The sequence below is a fragment of the Vibrio sp. Vb0667 genome (genome assembly GCF_033391095.1).
In genome coordinates this window covers 1-1,139 of record NZ_JAWPOL010000306.1, presented here as the reverse complement: position 1 = coordinate 1,139, position 1,139 = coordinate 1, and the positions used below count along the sequence as shown (strand labels likewise).

General features: G+C 49.7%; 1 protein-coding gene. It reads left to right on the top strand.

What is annotated here, in order from left to right; translation table 11 throughout:
- On the top strand, positions 1-1,024 hold a 1,024-nt coding region (locus R8269_RS25485), incomplete at its 5' end, for an ATP-dependent DNA helicase RecG (protein WP_318222947.1).
- Positions 1,025-1,139: the final 115 nt, after the last annotated feature.

The window sequence follows — 1,139 nt, the reverse complement described above, 5'->3', positions numbered from 1 at the left end:
TAAGCTCAAGGGCAAAGCCAAAGAGACGGAACTGGCTCGCATTGCCAGCGGTGAAGCGCAAATGATAGTGGGTACTCACGCCCTCTTCCAAGAACATGTGGAATTTCATCACATAGCTTTAGTCATCATTGATGAGCAGCACCGCTTTGGCGTCCATCAGCGATTAGAGTTACGTGAGAAAGGGGCAAAACAAGGCGCGTATCCGCATCAGCTCATCATGACGGCAACTCCGATTCCTCGCACACTAGCAATGACAGCGTATGCTGATTTGGAAACGTCGGTGATAGACGAATTACCACCAGGCCGAACGCCGATTCAAACCGTCGCCATTCCAGATACCAAACGTGACGACATTGTCGAGCGGGTACGAAACGCTTGTCTTAACGAAGGCAAGCAAGCGTATTGGGTGTGTACGCTGATCGATGAATCGGAAGTGTTGGAAGCTCAAGCCGCAGCAGACACCGCTGAAGAGTTGCAGCGCAAACTGCCAGATGTAAAAATTGGCCTAGTTCATGGTCGTATGAAGCCCGCCGAAAAGCAAGCTGTCATGCAAGAGTTTAAAGACAACAAGCTCCACCTGCTCGTAGCCACGACGGTGATAGAAGTTGGCGTAGACGTGCCAAACTCTAGCTTGATGATCATCGAAAACCCTGAACGCCTTGGTTTGGCTCAATTACACCAGTTAAGAGGCCGCGTCGGTCGAGGCTCTGTTGCCAGTCACTGTGTCCTGCTGTACCACGCCCCCCTGTCGAAAACCGCACAAAAACGACTCGGTGTGCTGCGTGAAAGTAACGATGGCTTTGTTATTGCGCAGAAAGACCTCGAGATCCGCGGGCCCGGCGAATTGTTGGGCACCAAACAAACAGGCTTGGCTGATTTCAAAATTGCCGATTTAGTTCGAGATCAACGCTTAATTCCCGAAGTTCAACGTATTGCACGTCATATTCACGACAATTACCCAACCAATGCAGCCGCCATTATCGATCGCTGGCTAGGCGAGCGTGATATCTACTCCAAAGCGTAAATCTTAAAGCGAGCCAAATGGCTCGTTTTTTAGTGCCGCCACCAATAGCAAACGATTGCTTTTTGAGTAAATCTCTCTATAATCTCGCTCAAAATTTCTAGAGTGTGCCTCATCA